The organism is Lachnoanaerobaculum sp., from assembly GCF_057250505.1.
In genome coordinates, this window is the sequence record NZ_DBHIEQ010000006.1 from 59,061 (window position 1) to 82,518 (window position 23,458).

16 protein-coding genes and 1 pseudogene are annotated in these 23,458 nt (G+C 37.1%); 5 read left to right on the plus strand and 12 right to left on the minus strand.

What is annotated here, in order from left to right; genetic code table 11:
- Positions 1-145 precede the first annotated feature (145 nt).
- A complete protein-coding gene (locus ACO6FI_RS04155; RefSeq protein WP_485456237.1) occupies positions 146-1,630 on the plus strand; it encodes an aldehyde dehydrogenase family protein in 1,485 nt (494 codons plus the stop codon).
- A 115-nt stretch (positions 1,631-1,745) separates the two neighbouring features.
- Here the strand turns inward: ACO6FI_RS04155 and ACO6FI_RS04160 are convergent, their stop codons facing one another.
- Together ACO6FI_RS04160 and ACO6FI_RS04165 are read right to left on the minus strand one after the other, a co-directional pair.
- Positions 1,746-2,444, minus strand: coding sequence for a hypothetical protein (locus tag ACO6FI_RS04160; RefSeq protein WP_485456238.1), 699 nt, complete (start codon positions 2,442-2,444; stop codon positions 1,746-1,748).
- Positions 2,445-2,605: 161 nt separating this feature from the next.
- A complete protein-coding gene (locus tag ACO6FI_RS04165) occupies positions 2,606-3,772 on the minus strand; it encodes a class I SAM-dependent methyltransferase (protein ID WP_485456239.1) in 1,167 nt (388 codons plus the stop codon).
- Positions 3,773-4,236: 464 nt separating this feature from the next.
- On the opposite strand from ACO6FI_RS04165, the gene ACO6FI_RS04170 reads away from it, so the two are divergent.
- The 4 genes from ACO6FI_RS04170 (at position 4,237) to mprF (ending at position 9,576) form a co-directional block, all read left to right on the plus strand.
- The gene (locus ACO6FI_RS04170) at positions 4,237-5,385 is read left to right on the plus strand and encodes a double-cubane-cluster-containing anaerobic reductase (protein ID WP_485456240.1); all 1,149 of its coding nucleotides are present in this window, start codon (positions 4,237-4,239) and stop codon (positions 5,383-5,385) included.
- Between the two features lie 10 nt (positions 5,386-5,395).
- Positions 5,396-6,181: an acyl-CoA dehydratase activase gene (locus ACO6FI_RS04175; RefSeq protein WP_485456241.1), complete on the plus strand. Its 786-nt coding sequence runs from the start codon at positions 5,396-5,398 to the stop codon at positions 6,179-6,181.
- A 100-nt stretch (positions 6,182-6,281) separates the two neighbouring features.
- Positions 6,282-6,992, plus strand: coding sequence for an alpha/beta fold hydrolase (locus tag ACO6FI_RS04180; RefSeq protein ID WP_485456242.1), 711 nt, complete (start codon positions 6,282-6,284; stop codon positions 6,990-6,992).
- Position 6,993: 1 nt separating this feature from the next.
- Positions 6,994-9,576: a bifunctional lysylphosphatidylglycerol flippase/synthetase MprF gene (gene mprF, locus ACO6FI_RS04185; protein ID WP_485456243.1), complete on the plus strand. Its 2,583-nt coding sequence runs from the start codon at positions 6,994-6,996 to the stop codon at positions 9,574-9,576.
- A 77-nt stretch (positions 9,577-9,653) separates the two neighbouring features.
- Here the strand turns inward: mprF and ACO6FI_RS04190 are convergent, their stop codons facing one another.
- The 10 genes and pseudogenes from ACO6FI_RS04190 to pglX all read right to left on the minus strand — a co-directional run bounded on the left by ACO6FI_RS04190 (position 9,654) and on the right by pglX (position 23,457).
- On the minus strand, positions 9,654-11,003 hold the full coding sequence (locus ACO6FI_RS04190) for a serpin family protein (protein ID WP_485456244.1): 1,350 nt from the start codon (positions 11,001-11,003) through the stop codon (positions 9,654-9,656).
- Between the two features lie 63 nt (positions 11,004-11,066).
- A complete protein-coding gene (locus tag ACO6FI_RS04195; protein WP_485456245.1) occupies positions 11,067-12,320 on the minus strand; it encodes a coproporphyrinogen-III oxidase family protein in 1,254 nt (417 codons plus the stop codon).
- Positions 12,321-12,385: 65 nt separating this feature from the next.
- Positions 12,386-13,876: a carboxypeptidase M32 gene (locus ACO6FI_RS04200; RefSeq protein ID WP_485456246.1), complete on the minus strand. Its 1,491-nt coding sequence runs from the start codon at positions 13,874-13,876 to the stop codon at positions 12,386-12,388.
- Positions 13,877-14,067: 191 nt separating this feature from the next.
- Positions 14,068-14,778 (minus strand): DUF3800 domain-containing protein, encoded by a 711-nt coding sequence (locus ACO6FI_RS04205; RefSeq protein ID WP_485456247.1) that lies wholly within the window; start codon positions 14,776-14,778, stop codon positions 14,068-14,070.
- 39 nt (positions 14,779-14,817) lie between these two features.
- A pseudogene (locus ACO6FI_RS04210) lies at positions 14,818-15,285 on the minus strand (PLP-dependent transferase); the annotation flags it as partial.
- Between the two features lies 1 nt (position 15,286).
- Positions 15,287-16,393, minus strand: coding sequence for a HigA family addiction module antitoxin (locus tag ACO6FI_RS04215; protein ID WP_485456248.1), 1,107 nt, complete (start codon positions 16,391-16,393; stop codon positions 15,287-15,289).
- A complete protein-coding gene (locus tag ACO6FI_RS04220) occupies positions 16,386-16,598 on the minus strand; it encodes a hypothetical protein (RefSeq protein ID WP_009218387.1) in 213 nt (70 codons plus the stop codon). Before ACO6FI_RS04220 ends, ACO6FI_RS04215 begins: the two co-directional genes overlap by 8 nt.
- Before the next feature lie 227 nt (positions 16,599-16,825).
- A complete protein-coding gene (locus tag ACO6FI_RS04225; protein ID WP_485456249.1) occupies positions 16,826-17,188 on the minus strand; it encodes a hypothetical protein in 363 nt (120 codons plus the stop codon).
- A gap of 27 nt (positions 17,189-17,215) precedes the next feature.
- Positions 17,216-19,720 carry a BREX-1 system phosphatase PglZ type A gene (gene pglZ, locus ACO6FI_RS04230; protein ID WP_485456278.1) on the minus strand — a complete coding sequence of 835 codons (2,505 nt, stop codon included), beginning with the start codon at positions 19,718-19,720 and terminating at the stop codon, positions 17,216-17,218.
- 35 nt (positions 19,721-19,755) lie between these two features.
- Positions 19,756-23,457: a BREX-1 system adenine-specific DNA-methyltransferase PglX gene (pglX, locus tag ACO6FI_RS04235; protein WP_485456250.1), complete on the minus strand. Its 3,702-nt coding sequence runs from the start codon at positions 23,455-23,457 to the stop codon at positions 19,756-19,758.
- Position 23,458 lies beyond the last annotated feature (1 nt).

Here is a 23,458-nt window from a genome sequence, read left to right on the forward strand (position 1 = left end):
ATGCTCTTTTTATTTGGTTGTAAGCAATCTACATTTGTTAAATTATCTACTTTTACAAAAGCTATAGCTTTTATTTTTCTTTTATGCTAGAATCAATCTATAGTAATTTACTAAAGATTAACAACTCGAAAGGAGTATTTTAAATATGGCAAAGAGACCGGACGAAAAGTATGGACTTTTTATTAACGGAGAATTCAGAGATTCAAAGGACGGTAAGTTTTTTGATACATACTCTCCAGCAACCAAGGAAAAAATCGCAAGTGTGGCAGAGGCTACAAAGGAAGATGTAGATGATGCGGTAAATGCGGCATGGGCAGCTTTTGAATCATGGAAAAACCTTGATAAGATCAAGAGAGCCGAGATTCTTTTAAAGATTGCCGATGTTATAGATGCAAACAAAGAGGACCTCGCTTATATCGAGAGTCTTGACAACGGTAAGCCGCTTCGTGAAACCTTAAATGTAGATATTCCGTTTGCTGCAGATCATTTCAGATATTTTGCTTCCGCAATTCGTACAGAGGAGGATACTTCAAACTTCCTTGACCCGAACACACTCTCACTTGTATTCAGAGAGCCTATCGGTGTAGTAGGACAGATAGTTCCTTGGAACTTCCCTTTCCTTATGGCTGCTTGGAAGCTTGCACCTGTACTTGCATCAGGATGCTGTACGGTACTTAAGAGCAGTTCTTCAACTCCTCTTTCAGTACTTGAGCTTGCAAAACTTGTTAAGGATATCATTCCAAAGGGTGTATTCAATGTTATATCAGGTGCAGGCAGCAAATCGGGACAGTATATCCTTGATCACAACGGATTCAGAAAGCTTGCATTCACAGGTTCTACAGAAGTAGGATATTCTGTAGCTAAGGCTGCAGCCCAGAAGCTTATCCCTGCAACACTTGAGCTTGGCGGAAAGTCTGCAAATATATTCTTTGACGACTGTGATCTTGACCTTGCAATTGACGGTGTACAGCTTGGAATCCTCTTTAACCAGGGTCAGGTTTGCTGTGCAGGTTCAAGAGTATTTGTACAGGAAGGCATCTATGATGAGTTTGTAAAGAGAGCTGTAGACCAGTTTAACAAGATTGTGGTAGGAAATCCTCTTGATATCAATACTCAGATGGGTTCACAGATTAATGAGGGTCAGGTAGCCAAGATTCAGGCTTGTGTAGACAGAGCCGTAGCTGACGGTGCTACAATCGCATGCGGAGGTTCACGCTATACAGAGGGTGAGCTTGCAAACGGATCATTCTATAAGCCTACACTTATCACAAATGTAACCAACGACTCTTATGCAGCTCAGGAAGAAATCTTCGGACCTGTAGCAGTTATCATTAAGTTCAAGACTGAAGATGAAGTAATCAAGTACGCCAACGAAAGTGTATACGGTCTTGGCGGTGGTGTTTGGACAAAGGATCTTAACCGTGCATTCAGAGTTTCAAGAGCTATTGAGACAGGTAGAGTTTGGGTAAATACATACAATGCTATCCCTGCAGGTGCTCCATTCGGAGGATACAAGACTTCCGGTATCGGTAGAGAGACTCATAAGGTTATCCTTGATCACTATACACAGATGAAGAACATACTTATCAAACTTGATGAAAATCCAAGCGGATTCTATCCTAAGAAGTAATATAAAGCTATTCCTTTATATAGTATAAATGACAATATACGGTATATGCCACCATACTGTATGTCAAATACAAAAAACTCTCAAACCGGCAAAGCCGGTTTGAGAGTTTTTATATTCAGATATTGATTGTATCAGGATTGCTGTGATTGCGTAGGCTACCATGCCTTAAGCAGTTTCCGTATCTCATATTTGTCAGTTTTAACATCACTATAGGCAATATTATAGACTTTATGCAATACAATCCTAAAAAAGTAAAGAAAAGTTCCGGTTTTACTTTAACAGTAAGTAATTTCGTGGTGTATCCTATATACAATACGCTTACATTCAGTCCCACATTAAATAATGTGGTCAGTACGGGAAGTACTATATCCACTTTAGCTGTAGGAGAAAAATACTTTACGGCAAATAATGACAATACCGAAATATTTGAAATACATATAGGCTTATAATCATGTCTATATACTACCATTGTTTTTACATTATAAAATGAACATTCATGTTGGTATATACTAAGTTCGTTTATCCATGTGTATGTAATATTTGATATATCCTCCCACGGCACCGTCAAATCTATCTTTTTCAAATAAATCCCGTCCTTTGAGATAACACATTTTGTAAATATAAATGAAAATACAACAAACATAACAATCCATATTATATTTAATACGGTACAAAGCTTTGTTGAATTAAACAGATGACCTACAATAATTATATCTCCACCTCCCGAAATAAAATATATTACCATTGTAAAAAACATAAGCATAAATAATGTAAATCTGTAATATATGCTGTGAAATTTTATTCTCTTTTTCATATGCTCCACCTTTTTATAAACTGATTATATTATAATACATCTTTTGAACATGTACTAATACATTTCACACATAAAATAAACTCCGGTCCGTTTTATATTGTTTATCCCGTATTTCAAAATAAAAAAGCTCTCACAAAAGTGAAAGCTCATTATTTACTATATTAGTACCACCTTGTCATCGGTAAATCATTGTTGACATCATTTGTAAATATAATCTGGTGAAGATCGATAACTCCGTTCCAAAAAGTAGCGGCACAGCTGCAAAGATACAGTTCCCACATTCTTGCAAATCTCTCATCAAACATCTTGACCACCTCATCTCTGTGAGCCTGAAAGTTTTTATTCCAGCAAAGCAAAGTCTTATTATAATGTCTTCTAAGGCTCTCCACATCTATTGTATAAAGTCTTAAATCACTTGCATCCGATATAATCTCACGAAGACTCGGTACAACACCGCCCGGGAAAATATATTTCTTAATCCATGCATCGCCCGGATACTCCTTAAGAGAGCTGATAAAGTGAAGTACGAATATACCGCCCGGAGCAAGTACAGACTTTGCACACTGCAAATACTCCGCATAATTACCTCTGCCCACATGCTCAAGCATACCTACACTGACAATGCTGTCAAAAGTTCTCTTGGTCTTTGGAAGATCTCTGTAGTCCATAAGCTCTACTTCAAGGTAATCCTCAAGACCCTCTGCCTTTATTCTCTCCTCAAACTTAGCCTTCTGCTCATGGCTTAAAGTGATACCAAGACCCTTTACCTTATACTTCTTTGCAGCCTCAATAAGCAAAAATCCCCAGCCGCAACCGATATCAAGTATTGTCATACCCTCTTTCAGATGCATCTTGTCCAAAAGATGATGTACCTTATTGACCTGAGCCTGATAGAGCGTATCATCTTCATTCTTAAAATATCCGCATGAATAGCTCATAGTCTCATCAAGCCAGAGGCTGTAAAAATCATTTCCTATATCATAGTGTGAAGAAACTTCCTTTTGCTGATTCTTCTTTGAAAGCGAAGTGAATATAAGCTTCTTCAACTTATTTTGATCTGTTGAAAACTTACTCATCTGTCCGAGGAACATATTTAAAGCCTTATAAAGGTCACCCTCTATCTCGATATCTCCGTCCATATATGCCTCACCCAAGGTGATAGATGTACTTGTAAGCATATCCACAACTGAAGGCACCTTATTTACCTTGATAGAAAATGTAGGCTCTCCTTCTCCGATCATACGCTTGTTTCCGTCGATTATCATCTCAAACGGATGCTCATCAAACTTTTCCATAAACTTTACAAACTCATTTTCTATCAATCCCATTTCATTACCTCCAATGGTTTCTCTATATCCTTGTCAAATAAAAAAAGACAATGGCGAATACTCGTCTCGACATCATTGTCCCTATGCATATCTAAAATACGATATAAATTTAACAAAACATATACAAAAAGTCAAGTTTACTATACAATTTTCTGCCTTTTGCATATATTAACACTCTAATACATCGGCAAAAGCTGTCATATTTTAGAGACAGTATAAATACTTTATTAAGTAAAAGAACATTTTTCCAATATAGCAAATACTTATTTTACAATATCTTTATTAAAAAATATTTTTTGCAGATTATCGGTTTGAAAAATTGAAAATACAAGTATAGCTATTGAGAAAACAAATAAACCCTATCTAATTATACAGAAAACAAATCTATTGAATATATATATTGTAAACTTTAGTTATTTTATGTACAATTTATACAAATATATCGTTTTACGGAGGATTTCATTATGTTACGACTACCGGAAAATTTTGAGAGTTTTCCAGAAGCAAGAAAATCAGGCTTTATGAAGATGAAGGCTCATAAAGACAACGGAGGTAAAATAGTAGGAACATACTGCTCATTTATTCCTACTGAACTTATCATTGCCGCAGGTGCAATTCCTGTTACACTCTGTGCTACAAGTGAAGAACCTATAGCTGCTGCTGAAGAACATCTGCCTAGCAACATTTGCCCTCTTATCAAGGCAAGCTACGGCTTTGCACTTACAGATACCTGCCCGTACTTTTACTTCTCGGACTTCATAGTAGGTGAGACCACCTGTGACGGCAAAAAGAAGATGTTTGAGCTTATGAACGATATAAAAGACACCTATGTTATGCAGCTTCTGTCTTCAAGAGATGAAATTGCACTTACTATGTGGGAATCTGAGATTAAAAAGTTTTGGAAAAAGCTTGAAGACTTCTACGGTGTTACCATAACCGAAGAGGATGTTAAAAAAGCAATATTACAAAAAAATGCCGAAAGAGACCTTGTACTTGAATATCTTGACCTCGGCAAGTTAAACCCGTCTCCTATCTCAGGCTACGAACTTGGAACCAAGCTTGATACATTGAGTTTTATACCGAGTATGGAAGAGCGCTGTAAGCAGTTAAGAGAAAGAATAGACGAGGTCAAGGCCGACTGGGAGGCAAACTATAAGGGTAAGGTAAGCAGGAAGCCAAGGATATTGATAACAGGATGTCCAAACGGCGGTGTCAGAGATAAGACAATCAAAGTATTGGAAGAACTCGGTGCGGATGTTGTCGCATTTGACGCCTGCAACAGCAACAGGGAAAAAATCGAAAAAGTTGATACAACATTACCTGTGACAGAGGCTCTTGCCAAAAAGTATCTTAATATCAACTGTTCCGTTATGAGTCCTAATACCAACAGATTAAAGTTCATCTCAGATATGATTGACGATTATCAGGTGGACGGAGTACTTGAAATAATACTTCAAGCCTGTCATACTTTCTCTATAGAGTCATACAATGTCAAAAAGTCCGTACTTGCAAAGGGAATCCCTTATCTTAAGGTTGAAACAGACTATTCAAAGGCTGATGTGGGACAGATAAATACCAGACTTGAGGCGTTCCTTGAAACAATAGCCGTATAAAGAGGTTTTGATGGATTGTAAATATTATATAGGAATAGATATAGGTTCTACAGCTTCAAAGGTTGTGGTTACAGACAATGAGAAATTACTTGACTCATTTTGTATGCCTACAGGTTGGAACAGTAAGGAAACAGCCAAAGCTATAATGCAAAAGCTTAAAGAAAAAGGCTTTAGTGAAGATATGGCTTGTGCGGCTACAGGCTATGGAAGGATATGTGTAGACTATGCCGACAAAAACATCACGGAGATAACCTGCCACGGCAAGGGTGCTTATGCACTTTTTAAAGTAAACGGCACAGTTATAGATATAGGCGGACAGGATACCAAGATTATTACACTTGAAGACGGCATGGTGAAAGACTTTTTGATGAATGAAAAATGTGCGGCAGGTACAGGCAAGTTTATAGAGGTAATGGCAAACAGACTCGGCTGTGATTTTGACGAACTGTATGCACTTGCATCCTCCGGTGATGCTCTGTCTATAAGTTCCATGTGCACCGTATTTGCTGAATCTGAAGTAATAAGCTATATAGGTTCAGGTGAAAAAAGAGAAAATATAGCCGCAGGTGTCATAGACTCCGTAGCCAACAAAGTAATATCTCTTGCCAAAAAGCACGGCATAAAAAATGAGATTATGCTTACAGGCGGTCTTAGCTTCACACCTTATTTTGTAGAACTTATGTCAAAAAAGCTGGATAAAAAGATTCATACTCATCCGCTTGGAAGGTACGCCGGTGCTATAGGTGCTGCACTATCACTGAGACCTAAACAAAGTAAGCCTATAGTATTTGACTGATTATTTAAAGGACTTTTTGAAGAAGTCCTTTTTTATTTGACTTTTTTATTTCATTGTGCTAGAACTTGTTCATAAATAAAGCTATGAAAGTGTGTTATATATGAAGTTTTATAGAGAAAACGGCGAATATATACATTATGAAATTTGTGGAGAAGGCTTTCCGGTTGTTTTCTTACACGGTAACAACCTTGAGAGCGGCTACTTTAAAAAGCAAAGAGTTCTAAGTAATTACTGCAAACTTATCTTTGTGGACAGCTTGGGACATGGCAAATCGGGAAATTTAATGGAAAAGGTAAGCTTTTCTTATCTGGCTGACAGCCTTGAAGAGCTGCTCTCACATTTGCATATAGAAAAGTGCCTGCTTGTAGGACACAGTGACGGCGCCAACCTTGCAATAGAGTTTGCAAAACTGCATGGCAAAAGAGTGGCAGGTATTATTGCAAACAGCGGCAATATATCATTTGACGGTTTAAAGTTTCTTCCAAAATATGCCTGCTTTTTTGAAGAATACTTGTACAAAGCTCTAGGCATATTTTTCCCTGCTTTCAAAAGAAAGTCTGTGGTATCTCCTCTGCTTCGTGAAAGTCTTGATATATCAAAAGATACATTCAAGAATGCAGACTATCCTGTCATCGTTTTAGTAGGTGACCACGATATGATAAAGAGAAATCACAGTATCTCTATATCAAAACTCTTCCCACACGGAAAGTTTATAGAAAGAAAAAATCAGGGACACAACATTCCGAAGAAAGACAGTAGCTATTTTAATAAGACTGTTTACAAATTTGTTCAATATATTTCAAGGAGGTAGGATGCGCAGTATAATCTCATTCCTAAAAAAATACCAAAATATAATAAAGGGTATACTTTTTATATCAATACTTATTCTGGTAATTATAGAACTTTTCCATATGGGAAAGACTATATCATTCAGTGCCGTAAAAAAGATAATAGAGCATCTCTCACCGCTTCAGGTCTTAAGCCTGATTATCTTCGGAATACTTGCGGTATCTCCGATGATGCTCTATGACTATATACTGACAAAAGAACTTGGCAAAAAAATTTCTGTAGGCAAGCTTATTGAAAGCAGCTGGACGATAAACAGTCTGAACAACCTTATCGGATTTGCGGGGCTTGTGGATGTAGGACTTCGCTACAGCTATTTCAGTGAAAAAGAAAAAGAAGGTAAGACAATGCAGGGCATCTCAAAGGTAATGCCTTACTTTATGTCGGGACTTTCTTTACTCTCACTGCTTTCAGTGTTTTTCATATTTTATTCTTCAAAGAACGCCACACTTAAGCCTTACAGCTTCGTACTTATCATTGCCTCACTTATACTTCCTGTTTTGCTTATACTTTCCACCAGAAAAAATATGGATTACTTCGGAAACTTAAGCGGCAAAAAGATGTCGGCGCTTATAGTGACATCTTTGCTTGACTGGGGATGTGTATCATTATTTTTCTTCTATGTCGGAAGAACTTTGGGATACGATGTGTCATTGGTAAATATACTTCCATTGTATTTTATCTCCATATGTATAGGTATGGTGTCTATGATACCCGGAAGCCTCGGAAGCTTTGACCTTATGATGATCGGCGGACTTTTGCATCTGTCAATAAATCACAATGAAGCCGCAAGCTGGCTTTTGCTCTTTAGAGTTTTTTATTATATAATTCCGTTCTTTATCGGACTTATTCTGTTCTTAAAGAGTATGGGAGGCCAGATCAACGATAAGTTTTCGGGTATTCCCAGTAAGCTTTCAAAGCTTGTAAAGCAGGGTGTAAGCCACTTTATGGCAAACTTTTTCGGCTTTTTTCTTATGGCGACAGCCATAATTCCGGACAGTATACATTCCATCCCCATTATAGGAAAGATGGACCCCATACACGGTCAGCTGCTTTTCCAGTTCCCAAGCTTCTTACTTGGAAGCTTATTTTTCCTGCTTGGAAGACTGCTAAAAAGGCGCTCACAGTTTGCCCTTTGTTTTGCCGCCTGTTTGTCTTTTATAAGTCTGATTTATATAAATATCGGAGATGTTTCAATTTTCAGCAGCATATACCTTATAATATTTATACTTTTGGTATTTTCAAGGCGAAAGGATTTGAACAGGAAATCATTTTTCTATCCTCCGGAAGACAGATTAAAGGACATAGGATATATCGTATGCAGCTTTGCTCTCACATTCTTTCTTATGTATATTTCAAGTAAGAATACAGGACATGAAAGTCTCGGATATATTATCTTCCACAGCAATGTCAGTGCAAAATACGCTCCGAAAATGCATTTTTTTAATATGTTTTTAAACCGTTTTTTACATCTGTTCATCTACCTTGTCATAATAGCACTGTTTTATATTGTAGTGGAATCACTTGCAAAGGACAGGCATTTTTCATTCGGTGAAAAGTTTGATAAGGTCAAATATCAAAATTTTTTACAGAGTTTTGATAATACAAATCTGAACGCTTCACTTGCGTTTTTGGATGACAAACTGCTCTACTACTATACTGAAAATGAAACTGATTTGGTAGCGTTCCAGTTTGCCCTGGAGGACGGCAAGGCTATTGTTATGGGTGACCCGATAGGTAAAAAAGAGTACTTTAAAAGTGCCGTCACCAAGTTTATAAATGAAGCCGAATCCAAAAACCTTATTCCGCTTTTCTATGAAGTCGGACAGGAATTGACCTTACTTTTGCATGAGCTTGGATATGAGTTTATGAAATTCGGTGAGACTGCCAAAGTAAACCTCAATGAATTCGGACTTGTGGGAAAATCCGGAAGAAAGTTTCGTGCCATTATAAACCGAGGCGAAAACGCAGGATACAGTTTTAAGATAATGAATCCTCCGTTTTCAAATGAATTTATGGATGAACTTGAAAATATTTCAAATGCTTGGCTCTCAGGCAGAGAGGAAAAGGGATTTTCACTTGGCTTTTTCGACAGAGACTACCTCTCATTAGCTCCTATCGCCTGTGTACTTAACGAATCAGGAAAGGTTCAGGCATTTGCAAACTTCCTTGTATGCAATACCGCCACAGAATCAAGTATAGACTTGATGAGATACGACCCGCAAACTGAAAGAAACGGTATCATGGACTATCTCTTTGTACAGATTTTTCTTTATATGAAGGAAAATGATGTAGTGTACTTTGACCTTGGAATGGCACCTCTATCCAATGTGGGTCAAAACGACCACAGCTTTTTAGAGGAAAAACTTGCCTTTTTGGTATACACCTTTGCAACCCGTTTCTATTCCTTCGGAGGTCTCAGAAAATATAAGGAGAAGTTTGCTCCTACCTGGGAAGCAAGATACCTCTCCTACCCTAAAGACAGCAACCTCTTATTTAACCTGCTGACCCTATATAAGGTTGACAACAGACAGGTCAAAAAGATATAAAAAATTCCGGTTGGTAATGAATACTAACCGGATTTTTATAAAAATCATAAATCAGTGTTTTAAAAACTTCAGATATACTACTCTATATTCTGAATAACTCCTGTAAAAAGAATTGAACCGTCAGGAGCCGCCACTGCAAATACAAAAGGTCTGTCAATAATAAAATTCACCTGATTCTGTATTATTCCTGCGCTATCCATCATAAATGCAGTGTACGCCGCACCTGTAACACCTTCCTCATCTATCTTTACCATGGCGGCATGCTCTGCTCTGCTTACATAAATATTTTCAACTTCTTTTGTAAGTGGAGTGAAATCTGCCTGTTTGTCTGAAAGCACATCTGTAATTCCGATATTCTTCAGACACTCCAACAGATTTATTTTAGCCGAATCATTGAATTTTGGAACTGTCAGATGCACCAATGCCGAATTACTTTCCACACTTGCAGGTTCCATACAGATTTTTATCATTTGCGGATCTGCTGCAATATCCTGTGCTTTATAACCTTCTTTCGGCAGGAAAAAATACATTGTACCACTGTCGACAAGGCTCAATCCTACAGCCTGAAAATACTCTGTTTGATACAAATTTGTCATAACATCATCGTTCATCATAGGAACCGACTTATCCCCTGAAAGTCCATGAAATATTCCATCATTTGTTTGCTCCTTTGGGAATTCCTTATCCCAAGATGCCTTGTAATAAACGGTTGAAATAAGTGCCAACACCGATTCCGGTTTAAGTTCTAATTCTTTTGTATACTCTTTAAGCAATCCTCCTGTATGCTCATCAGTCCATTTTTGAAGTTTCAGATTCATTGACTTAGATCCCATCTCACCGCTGTAAGATGAAGCATGATACTCCGTTGACAGCCTTTTTAAAGTATCTTCATTATACCCTATACCGCTTTTTAACCATATAGAATTTGCCAACATACTCTTTAGTGCAGGTGTATCCACATAATTGGCATCCCATATCGCTTCTATTCGCTTATTTAAGACATCCATATCCTTTACATTAAGCACATCAAGGATTTGCTTACGTGTATTTCCATCTGTCACTTCAGCCAGCATGGAAAGTGCTATATAAATATTCAATGGCGAACATACTGCATTATGATCTGAGGCATCTGATAAAAGTTCCTTCTGTATCTGTTCATAGTACTGTCCCATCCCTTCCTGCACAGTTTGTGAGTTGTGAACCTTTTCTATATAATCCTCCCACCATTTCCGGTGATCATCTCCGTTTATAAACTTATTAACATCTGTTCCCTCCGAAACCGGATTCGGAATCACAGCTTCAACAAATTTTATGGATTTATCAGATTCAGTAATACTTTTATTTTCTAACTGTGTACCGCCCTTTTTACAGGCACTAAGCATAGTCATTGCCGCCAAAAATATTCCCATGATTTTTTTTATCCTCATACTAACCTCCTTTTTGAAATAATAATAACTTCCCAAATTATACTGTTGGCTTTAACAAACTCATTACAATCTCATATCTTTAGGGAAAGCTTCCTTTCGCATAATCCCCCACATTTTATCTATATAGCTCAGTGTATAAAAATTTTCATAATAGTGATAATAGAAAGCCCCCTTAAGTGTCATCTTGTATCCTTCTTCATCTCTTGTTAAAAATCCAAGCACTTGTAAAAGCCGAAATTCAAGACCGTAAACCTTATTAAGAGGTATATCAAAAAACTCTTCAAATTCCTTCACTTTAAGCCTTGTACTGTATAACTTCCAAAAAAGGTAATAAATCATCCTTTGCCTTTTAACAAATCTGTTTGTAAGTGCAGTCGGCAGTATATTTGCATCAATTCTTTTACAATATTCCAAAACAGAAAATGTATTTATTTTAAACTGATCCTTAAAAAGGCTGGTAGCGGAACAGCCGAATCCGAAAAAATTATCTCTGGTCATTGAAGAATATGATGCCGACTCTTCACTTGCAAAAGTCCAGATAGACTTTCTTACATATCCCTTACTTATACAATAATTTGTAATATCATCCAAAAGTTTTCTCTTTTCTTTTTTAGGCATAGCAGGAACCTTATTTTTGGTAAATGTGAAATCAATTAAAGGATAGATTGCTATATGATTGGCTCCGTTAGCAAATGCCATATCAATATCATTTTTTAAATCTCCAAAGGTCTGTGTAGGCAATGCAAATATAAAATCCATAGAAACCGTCTCAAAGTGAACTTCATTCAGTGCCTTTGAGATATCTTTAATATCAAACTTCCTTCTTTGCAAAACTCTTCGGTACTTATCCTGAAAAGACTGTATACCTATACTTATCTTATCAACTCCTGCACTTTTTAAAGTCTTTAAAACAGAAACATTAACATTATCAGGATGAAGTTCTATTCCTATACCGTCCGTTATAATAAAATGCTCTCTTAAAGCCGATATAATATCCGTTATTCTGTCTGCAAGAAGTGCGGGTGTACCTCCTCCGAAATAAAGGCTTGTAGCCCTTCTCCTGCCGTTCCACTGTCTCCCCACCAAATGAATTTCTTTAATCAAAGCATCTATATAGCCTTTTGCCGTCTCTTCATCATATATAACCTTACAATAGGGACAAAAATTACATATACTTTTACAAAACGGTATATGAACATATAAGCCGAACTCAGAACCCTTATCATATGGCAATACTTTATCAAAATCATTTGTAAAAATAAACGGTTTGGTTGAATGTGTAAGATACATTCTTGTTAAATCTGTAATCAAGCCCATATCCGCCTCCTATGGTGTTTTATACAGTATATAAAAATATCACCATATATTCAACCTGATATATGCTAATACAATTTTGTGTATTTTTCTTCAATATAATCTAAGAAGTACTTCACATCAAAGTCCTCTCCGGTTACCGTCTTCATAAGCTTCGGAGCTTCATAAAGAAAACCGTAAGTATGGATATTTTCCTTTAGCCATTTCATAATCTCGTCAAAATGATTGTTTTCAAGCAAGCTGTCTACATCTATATCTTTTTTCATTGCATGCACATACTGTGCCGCAAAGGCTGTTCCAAGTGCATAGGTTGGGAAATATCCGAAGCTTCCGTCTGACCAATGCACATCCTGCAATATTCCGAGCCTGTCATTTGGCACATCTATTCCAAGATATTCTTTATACTTGGCATTCCATGTCTTATCAAGTCCTTCTGTTGAAATACTGCCGTCAAACAGCCCCTTTTCTATCTCATAGCGAATCAATATATGAAGCGGATATGTAAGCTCATCCGCCTCTGTACGCACAAATGAAGGCTTTGATGCATTGATTGCCTTATAAAAATCCTCAAGTGCAACTTTACCAAGCTGCTTAGGAAAAACCTCCTGTAGCCTTGGATAGTGATATTTCCAAAAAGCCAAAGTCTTTCCGAGATAGTTCTCACATAGTCTTGACTGTGATTCATGCATTCCGCAAGATACGCCTTCTGATAGAATCATTCCGTCATACTTAGGGTTTATATTGTGTTCATAGTAGGCATGACCCACCTCATGAACTGTTGAGAGTATGGCAGAGGCTACATTGTTCTCTATATATTTTGTGGTTGTACGACAATCATTCTCACAAGTCCATGATGTAAACGGATGCTCCGATTCATTTTGATATCCCCATGAAGGATCAAAACGCAAGTACTTAAGTAACTCACACATAAACTTTTTTTGTTCCTCTACCGGAAAGCTTTGATGCAGAAAATCTTCTTTTATCTGCTTTGCATTTGTCACCTTTTTTATAAGCGGAACCAATCTGTTTTTTAGTGCTTCAAAGAATATATCATATTTTTCCACGCTCATTCCCGGTTCAAAGTCATCCAACATCTGATTGTATATACTCTTATCACTGTTCCTATATCCATACAGCTTCTTTTTACTTTCTATCACCCTCTTTAGATATGGTTCAAATATAGAATAATCAGCCTTTGACTTTGCAAGTAACCACGCATCAAAGGATTCATCACATAGCCTTTTAAATGCCACATACTCATCCTTCGGTATGCAAAGTGTATCCATAATCCTTTTATGATAAAGCTCTATGGCACGCTTATCCTCCACATCTATATCATTGTCATTCTTTAAATCCTCTAAAAGTGTCACTATCTCCGGATCTGTCTCAAGGCTGAACAGTTCTCCTGAAAGATAAGCCGACCTCTCATCTCTATAAGCTGATCCCGCACTTGGTGCCACTGTTTGCTTATCAATGCTTATTATATTGAGTGCCATCTGATATGCGGAACATCGAAAGATCCAGTCTTTGTATTTTTTTAGTTTTTCACTTGTATTCATGATTTTCCTTTCTTTATATAAACAAAAAGACCAATCTCTCGACTGGTCTAAAAACTTCTAAAATATCAATTGCCTAACAGTGACGACAACACATGACGCTTACCTAGACTACGGCATCTGTATAGGACTTACTGTTGATACAAGCATCTTAGCATATCCGTTCATAAATGTCAATATACCACAATAATTATTTATGGAAAAGTAAACAGGCCCTTCAGTATCCCTGAATTTTTCAACTTATTTAACTCTTCATTATAACCTCCGGTTTGCATATGAGAATAGTACAAATTTGCAAATATATCGGCAATCTGAACAATATTGTTGTCTACCGAATCAAAATACTCAACAATAAATTTCCCAACGGTTGTTCCGTTCATAAATAATTCTGTATTCAGATAGTTTTCTAAAAAATGTACGGACTCTGTCTTCTCATTTCTTTCATCCAATTGAAGTAAACAGTCTTCATCAGGTAAATATCTTTCATTAAAAAAATACTCCAATGCCAGTCTCAATGTATAGTTAAAAACTCTTGCTGTATTGTCACAAAGCTTATCAGTCAACTTTTCATTATCAATCCTTATATAATATACCTCAAATGAGTTTTTTTGAGCAAAAAAATCCACAAATTTCTGCTTCATCTCTTTATCAAATTGGGAGCCCTTCAGTTCTTTAAACTTACCGTTCTTAAACATCTTACTGCCTTCTTTGATGATTCTGCCTGTTTTCGGACTTATTTTATCTTGATCCAATTCCATTAAACGACTGTAATTTGAAGATACAAAACGTTTATAAGCTTTCTTTACAGCTGTAATATCAAATGTTCTGACTAATGCTATAATAAAGTATTTATTATTTTTTATATGATTATTTATTGAGCCTGACTCATCTATATAAATATTCAAATATCTACCTCTAAACTTTATAGTACCAAACTGTTTTACTTACCCATATAATGCCTGATCTATATCTGCTATCAGGTCACGGACATCCTCTATACCTACAGACATTCTGATAAGGTCAGGAGATACTCCTGCCGATATAAGCTCCTCATCATTCATCTGTCTATGTGTGGTGGATGCCGGATGAAGTACACAGGTTCTTGAATCTGCTACATGAGTAACTATTGCAATTAGCTTCAAAGAGTCCATAAACTTAACCGCCGATTCTCTTCCGCCTGCGACTCCGAATGATATAACTCCACAAGTTCCATTTGGAAGATACTTTTGTGCCAAGGCATACTGACTGTCATTTTCAAGTCCCGGGAAAGAAACCCATGATACCTTCGGGTGATTTTGTAAATGCTTAGCAAGAGCCAAAGCATTAGAATAATGTCTTTCCATTCTTAAATGCAATGTTTCAAGTCCGACTCCAAGGTAGAATGAATTCTGTGGTGAAGGTATAGCTCCAATTTTATGCGATATGTTGTATTTTAATCACATATTTTTCTTTTAATTTTGTACATCTATTCTGTGCAATTATTCCTTCATGCTGCAACCTTCCTGCTACAATTCCGGGATGTATTCCTATCTCTTTAGAAAACTCTTTAATATCATTATCCGAAGTGTATTTTTTCGGATTAAGTTTTTCGTAGTCTTTTGGTGAAATCAAATAATCCATTGCAAATCTATCCGCTTCTATTTCAAGATTATTATTAAAATCTTTCATTTCTTCAACTGTACTACTTATAAACACTGTTTTTATTTTCTGTTGAAGCACATGCTTGATTTCATGGAATAATGAAAACCAAAACTTATCTGCATCCAATCCTCGATTATTCATTGCAAGCACCACTCTATCTTCAGTTACCCATTTTACAGCACCATTTACACCTGAATTCTTCAAATGTGGTAGTAAAACAAATGCAATACCGCAATCCGAAAAAATCTCACGCATTCTTGGCAAAAATTCCTCCGGTTTTTTAACTGTCATACTTCTTAGCTCCGGTAAATACTCTTTTAGCATTGCTGCATTATAAGGCTTAGTATCTATATTTTTTGAAATATTTATAGCTGTTTGAATCCAAGCTCTGGAATTAATGATATTCTTCTCATTATTGCAAGATGCACTTGTTCTAAAATTCACTAAGAAATCCTGTTGCAACATAATTCTTAAATTTGAAACCATAAAAAATTTACAAAGATTATTAACTTTGTCATTAATACTCTTTGCCGTTTCCAAACCAACAACATCTACAAAGTATTTATAATCTATTTCTTTTGCTAATTCTGCCTGTGAGTCAATATCCTTAGCCATCTGTATTTCAATCAACTTTTGATCATATGTATTCTGTAAATTTAGCCAGACTTCTACACTTGTTCCTAACATAACAGAAAGTTTTTTTGCTAAATCATTAGAAATATTAGATTTTCCATTTATCAACTGACTTAAAGTCTTTGTGCTTGTTCCCATTCTTGTGGCAAATTCAGCCTGACTTATTTCCATATCTTCTATAATATCAGCGATATAATATCCAGGGTGAAATGCCACTATATCTTTATATTCATTTATATTACTCATAATGGTTTGACACCTCCGTTACCTTCACAATCTTGATCATTTTACACTGAGCAAGTATATCTCCTTTTATAATCTCACTACCATCATTATCACAAGGAATCATTGTAACCCTATATCCGGTTTTGCCTAATCGTATACTCCATTCATCTTTTCTGTCACCTCTTAAATGTTCAAAATGAAATGGTATATAATTAGCAATATCCATCAAAGACTCTGCATTCAATATAAAATTTTCTGCAGATTCAAGTTTCTTTTTTACTTATTCAGGATAACGCCACTATTTTTTGTAATCAGAGCAAAACTGTTTTTTTACAGTTTCATTCTTGTACAATATCTGCATTCCCAAAATCGATCACTGTCTCCTTTTATTTGATTACCATTTTAGTAATTAAAATTATATCATCTTAGAAGTTTAAAGTAAACCTAGATTATTCATGGTAACACCATGAAACCTTCCATCATAACCTTATGCGCCCTCAGCAAATCATCTACAGAATACGGATTAAGCGAAAGCATCAACTCATATGTATCATAGGCGTTTTTAACCTCTCTTATTTCATTCGGATTTCCAAGGATTCTATTTCCGTTAAGAATAGCCGTCACCTGCTCTAACGAAAGCGAGTTTTGCTCTATTGCCAGTGACGAATGGATTGTTCTTATTCTGTTTTCTTTTCTCAGATGTGGATTCAAATTTCCGTGAGAAAGTACCGTAATTCTTCCTACCTGTTCACATATGGCTGCTACAAGGTTTGTAATCCTGTCAGTCATATGAAAAGGCGGCTTATATTCTCCCATCTTCTATGTCCTTTCTGTCTAATTTTTCTAAAAACTCTCTCCTACCAAGTCCATAACCACATGGTGGCGCCAAATTTCTTCACCGCTGCCTTCATCATATGCCGCAAGATAATAATTTCTGTTCTTGTCATACTTTTTATCTTTGAATCTGAAATTCATACGGAAAATTCTCTTTCTTGCATCAAGCTCTCTGCTGTCTGCAAAAAGAGTCGCTTCATTTGATATTTTCTCATTATCATCAGAGATAAAATAAAGTTTATATGTAGTCGCCTTGACTGTATCGCTTACAGCTTCAGACTGGATAAATTCAAGTACGGTAACATTGCTTGTAATCTTTTGTACCATACTGACAAGTGCTATCTGTGCATTCCCCGTATCAATATGTCCTCGCTCCATCTTAATATTAAGCACGGGAATAAGCATTTCCTGAGGAGACGAACCGCCATGTACAAAGTTTTGTCCTCCTCCGGATACCTTGAAAACGCTGCTGCTTATAGGAAATGATACCACCTTGCCGTCACCATTTCTTAAAATCCTGCCCATAGAAATATTCTCTATGCCGTCCTCATATATCGCCTCATTAGATACTATAAATCTGCGGTTTACAAAAGCGTTTTTATCTCTCACATTTATCTTATCGCTCTCATTAAGCTTATCTCTTTTATAGATAAATCCGTGGTCGGCCGTAACAATAAAATGGTGAGTGTTGGCATTTGACGATATACGGCGAATCAAATCCGCTATCTCATTTACCGCCTCTTTGCAGGCTACGAACACCTCATCCTCCGTATTTGCCTTGTCACCTCTTGCATCGATCTGGTTGTGATAGACATATACAAGCTGCTTTCCGGTGAATACATCTCGAAGTTCCGACTTTTTCATATTTTTAATATCGTCAAACTGTACACAAATACCGTTATCACAATATCTTTGCAATATATTCTGCCTTGTAAGCAGATTGTCACAGCTCATACCGTCTACAAGCACGGTATAATCATCACTCATTGTAATACTCTTATGTGGCAATAATGCCGCCATTCCAAGCCTTGTATAAGAAGGCAATACACTCAAACTTGTATAAATCCTTATATTGCTCTTAGGATCGTCCGCCAATGTAGTATATAGCTCATATCCCACCTCATAACGAAGCGCATCCGAAATCATGACAACAGTTCTGTCCTTAAGACCTCCGATATTGCTGTCATAAAAGTCTATTTGCAAAGGCAGCTTACCGAATGCATTCTCCTCTAAAATACCGCTGTTCCACTTATTCAAAAGCTTATCAAGATATTCATTGGTGTAAATATTCTCTACAAGTTCACGCAGTCTCTCAAAATCCTCACTGTCATCAAGGCTGTCATAATCATAATAAAAATATCTGTAGTTTTGGTCTATCTTATAGTCGCTTGTCTTATACTTTTCCAAAATATCACTAAAGCTGTTAGGACAGGTATACTTTGCGCTCACCACAATATCATATGCACTGCCAAGCATATGATAAACCTTTCCCGTAATCTCACTAAAGTGCATCTTTGATCTGATTGAAGCGACCTCTTTTATTGAATGATTATCAAGCATTGCACCTGTATCCTCTGCAAGCAGACGCTCTTTTATCCACCTTATAATAATCTTATCAATGCATACAAAGGTGTCACAATACAATAATTCTTCAGGCAAAAGATTCTCAAATACTTTGACTATATTTAATTTATTTGAGACAAATTCCGACAATTCATTGTATCTGTCCTTATATAGTACACTGTTTTTAAGATTGTCCATAAATGTGATGATATTTCCGCTCTTATGAGATACCCTGCTCCTTAAACTCTCAGGAAGTTCTCCTGTGATGCTTTTTGCAGTATAGGTGACAAAAAGAGTCAAAACAAAGTTTATAAGAGAAGGTGCATTATCAATATATCCGAAATGCCTTTCACACAGCTTCCAAAACTCACCCTGCAAATCATACTTTTTGAATGCATCAATAAATTTGTTATCCTCACATTCTCCGTCACTTAAAACCGCTCTTACCACTTCTTCAAAAGAGCATGTCTGTGTACGACAGATACTGCCAAGCATTCCGACAATTATGTTCTCTTCATTAAACTGTTCAATCTCAAGGTCATAAAACTTCTGCGTTCTGTCCTTATTTGCAAAGAACTTGATATGCTTTTCAATAATATTCTTATACTTCTCGTCCACTCCGAGGTCCGCCATAAGCAGTGACGCTCTGTCAGCAAAAAATCTCTTTGAATACAGCAATGTATCTTCAAGATGATTTTCTCTTACATCGGGCTTCGGAAAAGGTGCATATATAAGATAGTTGTTCTCCTTATCCTTTCGCTCCAAAAAGTACTTTGTATAAAACTGATTGTCAGGTTGCAAAAAATACACCTTTGCATTATCAAGTTCTATATCCTTTATATCCTCGGAAAACTCGGCCTTGTCATCATACCAAAATACAAGCTTTCTCTTATCTCCTCTAAACTCCTCATTCAGACGAGCGTTTATCTGTTTTAGGTTTAATTCCGCCATCGCTTTACTACTTTCCAATAACCTCTCAAGTTATACTATTTTTCCTTAGACATGATATTCTTTGAATCTGCCAGCACATCATAAAATTTGCCGTCTCTATCTGTCTGTATCTTTCTGTAGTTTACCTTCACACCGTCGTCAAGGTCAAGCTCTATACGACTAAGTGCAAGATGGGCAATTTTCTCATCGTACTCATGACATTCCTTCAGCTGCTTTTGAAGCTTTTCCTTTCTCTTTGAGGCAAGCGCCACCTCGCGAGGGCTGTTTGCACTGTCAATCGTACTTTGCATACGCTTACTCTCACTCTCATAGATACGTTGTAACAAATGCAAATAGTCGATACGCAGATTTCCGATAGTGTCTGCATCGTATCTGTGCAAATATATAAGCGCCTTAAAGCCGTTTTGCTTTCCTGCATCAAAGAGCCAGTAAATCGGTCGCTTACCTGAACCTGTTACCGAGTAGGTACTACAATGATCCTTAAAGAAATCGTTTAAAAAGTAATTCCTTATAATCTCACGGCTTGTATTGCCCTTACCGCCCAGTGCATCCGCAATAAAGTCAAGATTGGCTTCAATTGCAGACTCACCGTAGACTGCCTTAAGCCAAGTACAAAGCCTTGTAACTATATCATCATCAAGGTACTCTTCATCTGTAATCGGAATAATATTGTCACTATCAGGCTTAAATGTGGTATATTTTGAATCATCCCACTCTCCGCCTGCATATGCCAGCCCTGATGCATCAAGTGAGTAGCGTCCGAACATACATCCCACAGCATACGAAAGCAATGATACCACTTCATCACGCTTGGTACGAACATAGTTGGAGCCTTTCATAGACTCGAGCACATCCTCCTTGGTATCAAATATGCGATGCACCGTAATATCCTTATCCGCCACATCGGCGTCAAGTTCATCCTGCAGACCGTAGATATCTATAAAAATACGGTTTAGCTCCTCTTCATTGACTTTCAGCTTATCGAATCGAGATTCACACTCATCTACCCACATATTGTAGCAGTCGGCAATAAGAGTTTGTACGCGATTGGAATTATTTTCTACAAGAGCCGGCTTTACAAGGGGGTGAGTCGCAAAATCCCATGAGGTTTCATAGGAATCCCAGTCGGACTGACTTGCTTTTATATTTTCTTTTGCTAAATTTTCAACTTGTGTAATTCCGGATGTCTGCTCAATTACAGGTATATTAGCTATATCTCCTACTTGAAAATTAATTGTTGGAGAAAATACTGCCAAAAATGCGTCTACCACCGGAGTATTACATAATGCGAGTAAATAAAATATATTTTTTTCACTAAAGCAACTCATCCCCGAAACATCAAAAATATGACCTGACGGTTTATATCTAAATGCAATGTGTCCTGTAGAAATAAGCGACCATGTTATACATTGTTTAAAATAAAACTGTGTATTTTGTGGTCGTGAACGCAACTTTCCTTTTTCATCAACGAAATTACGAATATCAAATCCATTATTTTCCCAGTTGATAACAAAATTATTATTTCCATACCACCTTCTAAATTCTCCGCCCTTATTATATGGGAACCATTTTTCACTACAACATTCTGTATCCTCAATACTTCCGGCATCAAATCCAATCCGGCTAATTGAAACCTCAAACCAGAGCCTTACAAATCGCTCATTATATCCGGTTGCTAATCCTTGTCTAGGCTTTGCAATATCTCCCATAGCATCGTGTGAAAATGCACTAACAAAATCTTCACTTACCCAATACGCCACCGGTTCACCCGGAATCTTTTTAAAGTTATCCTGCACAGTGATATATCTGTTTTCTCCGTCCAAAAACATCTTCTCTTTGCCTTGCTGTGAAGTCGGCTCTATAAGTCTACAGTAAGTTCCTCTGTAGCCTTTTATATGCTCTATACATCGTACAAATGCGGTCACCTGTACCACTTCACCGCCGATTTCTTCAAAAGCCCTTGCTCCAAGATGTGCCATATTTATAATTTCACTTTGCATCATCTTCTTTCTAAGCTTTTCAAAGCTTGATAAGAACATCCACGAATGCTGTGTTATCATTGCCTGATAACCGTTCTCTACTGTCATCTCACTGCAACGCTCTATAAATACCGCAAACAAATCAGATTTACTGTCAGGATAATTTTCCTTGATATAGACATTCAACTTAGGACTTAGATTACTTGTTCCTGCATACGGCGGATTTGTAACCACAGTATGATACTTATCTGAAAGCACCTTGCCCACTGCAATTATCTGTCTAAGCTCTTGTACAGTCTCTTCTATGCCCACAGTATTCATACTTATCTGTCCGTCAGTCTCACTTTGTGAAATGAACTTTTCAAGCAACTCTGCGTCAAATTCTTTCACATTAAGTATTGAACCGTACTCCTTGGCGTCTTTAAATGTATCCAACAAGATAAATATCTGCTCTAATGCCTTATTTCTTTCATCTTCACTGCATCCGCTTCCAAGGTATTTAAGATGCTCTATGTTTATACCGTTGCTCTCCTTGATAGAGTGGATATTCGGCTTGTACTCACCGTTTAAGATTCTTCTGTTGTACTGCCTTGCTTTCATCATTATAGAAAAATATGCCAGCTGAAAGGCTCTGTCATCTATATCCAGTCCATAGATATTATGCTCCAAGATACATTTTGTGGCGTCACGAGTGCTGTAACCTGCACTCTCATATATTTGTATCAGCACGTCAAAGGCATATACCAAAATATGTCCCGAGCCTACACAAGGATCAATTATCTTGATATCCTCAGGTGAGAGCTTTGCATACTCTTTTCTGATTTCTGTAAGCTGCTTTTTAACCTCTTCTTCCTGAGTCGCTTCCTCAAGGTAGTACTTCCAATTTGCCTTAAGCTCTTCATTAGTATGTCCCTCCACCCACAGTCTGCCAAGGCTGTTTTCCACCATATAGCGCACTATCCAGTCGGGAGTGAAAAGCTGTGTAACCGCAGGGATCTCTTCCTTACTTATCTTACCCTTTTTTGCAAATGCGGCGGCCTTCGGCTCACTGTTATAATATTGGTACAGCCATCCGATAATCTCTACCTGACCGCCCTTTTCTATATTGAAATCATCTTCTGCTATATCCGTCACAAGCTTATACACTACGCCGTCTCTGTCTATAACGGACAGGTTCAAAAGCAGCTCCGTATAGTCGTCTGTCTTTTCAAAAAGTGCCGGCAATATGGTATTTAGAGCATTACACTGCTTTATAAACAAGAGGTTAAAAAGCTCATCAATATTGTTGTCACTCTTATACGCAGTTATCTTTTCTTTATCATCATCACCAAGCTCAAGCTTCGCCACAAAAGGATTTGTTACTATATCAGGCTCGTGCTTTCCCGACACTGATGAAAGTACTCGCATACGAGAAGGCAAATAGTCATTTACCTCCATAAATCGTATGGCAATAAGTCTATTAAACCAAGTATAGGCAACCTCTTCAATTATATATTTATATGCGGTTTTATAGTCGGTATCCGCTTCCTTTTTTCTGATTACTTCTACAAGTCTTTTTCTTTGCTTTATCTGATTTGTGCTTATAGCATAAGGATTGTCAGTCCCGATATCATAAAACTCTGTACTTATAGTAGACTGTGACAGCGCCTCACTGATTCCGTCCTCGGTTATTCCCATCAATGAAGCCTTATAGCCGATATCCGCAATCAGCTTATTCCTCGCCCAAATCGCAAAGTTTTTTATGGATGTCTTATCCATC

What these genes read in the sequence shown, in the direction of transcription:
- ACO6FI_RS04180 (WP_485456242.1), top strand. Translation starts at nt 6,282, where the DNA reads ATGAAGTTTTATAGAGAAAACGGCGAATATATACATTATGAAATTTGT.
- ACO6FI_RS04220 (WP_009218387.1), bottom strand. Translation starts at nt 16,598, where the DNA reads ATGGATATTGCTAATTATATACCATTTCATTTTGAACATTTAAGAGGT.
- pglX (WP_485456250.1), bottom strand. Translation starts at nt 23,457, where the DNA reads ATGGATAAGACATCCATAAAAAACTTTGCGATTTGGGCGAGGAATAAG.
- ACO6FI_RS04165 (WP_485456239.1), bottom strand. Translation starts at nt 3,772, where the DNA reads ATGGGATTGATAGAAAATGAGTTTGTAAAGTTTATGGAAAAGTTTGAT.
- ACO6FI_RS04160 (WP_485456238.1), bottom strand. Translation starts at nt 2,444, where the DNA reads ATGAAAAAGAGAATAAAATTTCACAGCATATATTACAGATTTACATTA.
- ACO6FI_RS04200 (WP_485456246.1), bottom strand. Translation starts at nt 13,876, where the DNA reads ATGAATACAAGTGAAAAACTAAAAAAATACAAAGACTGGATCTTTCGA.
- ACO6FI_RS04215 (WP_485456248.1), bottom strand. Translation starts at nt 16,393, where the DNA reads ATGAGTAATATAAATGAATATAAAGATATAGTGGCATTTCACCCTGGA.
- mprF (WP_485456243.1), top strand. Translation starts at nt 6,994, where the DNA reads ATGCGCAGTATAATCTCATTCCTAAAAAAATACCAAAATATAATAAAG.
- ACO6FI_RS04225 (WP_485456249.1), bottom strand. Translation starts at nt 17,188, where the DNA reads ATGGGAGAATATAAGCCGCCTTTTCATATGACTGACAGGATTACAAAC.
- ACO6FI_RS04175 (WP_485456241.1), top strand. Translation starts at nt 5,396, where the DNA reads ATGGATTGTAAATATTATATAGGAATAGATATAGGTTCTACAGCTTCA.
- ACO6FI_RS04170 (WP_485456240.1), top strand. Translation starts at nt 4,237, where the DNA reads ATGTTACGACTACCGGAAAATTTTGAGAGTTTTCCAGAAGCAAGAAAA.
- ACO6FI_RS04190 (WP_485456244.1), bottom strand. Translation starts at nt 11,003, where the DNA reads ATGAGGATAAAAAAAATCATGGGAATATTTTTGGCGGCAATGACTATG.
- pglZ (WP_485456278.1), bottom strand. Translation starts at nt 19,720, where the DNA reads ATGGCGGAATTAAACCTAAAACAGATAAACGCTCGTCTGAATGAGGAG.
- ACO6FI_RS04195 (WP_485456245.1), bottom strand. Translation starts at nt 12,320, where the DNA reads ATGGGCTTGATTACAGATTTAACAAGAATGTATCTTACACATTCAACC.
- ACO6FI_RS04155 (WP_485456237.1), top strand. Translation starts at nt 146, where the DNA reads ATGGCAAAGAGACCGGACGAAAAGTATGGACTTTTTATTAACGGAGAA.